Origin of the sequence: Halomonas cibimaris (assembly GCF_039537045.1) — a bacterium.
Taxonomy (GTDB): Bacteria; Pseudomonadota; Gammaproteobacteria; order Pseudomonadales; family Halomonadaceae; genus Vreelandella; species Vreelandella cibimaris.
In genome coordinates, this window is record NZ_BAAAZT010000035.1 from 1 (window position 1) to 810 (window position 810).

An 810-nucleotide genomic window follows, 5' to 3' on the forward strand; every position below is an offset into this window, starting at 1 on the left:
CTAGGGCCTGTTGACGTTTCACATTGGCAGCCATAAAAAGCTGCACGCCAAGGCCACTATGCTTTCGTAGTTTCGCTTGAGCTTATCGTAACGCGTCGCGATAGCACGATACGGCTTCAATCGAGCAAAGGCATTCTCAACCAGATGCCGGTAGCGATATAATCCTCTGTCCAGGTTGGCATTTCCTTTGTTCGAGTTGCGTTTGCGCGGAATCACGGCAGCCATGCCCTTGGCTTCGACCTGCTCACGGATACGCTCGCTGTCATAGCCCTTGTCAGCCACCAACGCATCACCCGCCGGCAAGTCGTCAATCAACGCCGACGCTTCCCTGCTGTCATGCACCTCACCGCCCGTTATCCTGAAGGCAATCGGCAGCCCATAGGCATCAACGGTCAGATGGATTTTGCTGGTATTGCCTGCACGACTTTTACCAATGGCTTCGGCGTCTTCCGTGGCAGCCCCCGTGCTGTCCTGGTGTGCCTTGACGTAAGAGCCATCAATGAACAGCCACTCGACATCAGGATCTTCCACCAGAGAGCTGAAAATCCTCATCAACTTTCCACTCGCTGACCAGGCGTTGAAGCGCTTGTAGACCGTATTCCAGAGGCCAAACGCCTCCGGTAGGTCCCGCCACGGACAGCCGGTGCGCATCCGATACAGGATGCCTTCCACCGTGGTACGCAGGTCGGCCTTGTCATAAATACCTTGTTGAAGCAGGATAGGTTTTAGCTTCGACCAGTGTTCATCCGTGAGCATTTGTCGGGGCATGGCAGGCTTGCAGTTTGTTGGCGTAGGAACCTTTATTCTGCG

At 54.8% G+C, this 810-nt stretch carries 1 protein-coding gene; it reads right to left on the reverse strand.

All coding sequences use genetic code 11. The annotated features are described in order from the left end of the window. Positions 1–18: 18 nt before the first annotated feature. Entirely contained in the window at positions 19–768 is a 750-nt protein-coding gene (locus tag ABD654_RS05605; protein ID WP_344703115.1) for an IS5 family transposase, read from the reverse strand. Positions 769–810: the final 42 nt, after the last annotated feature.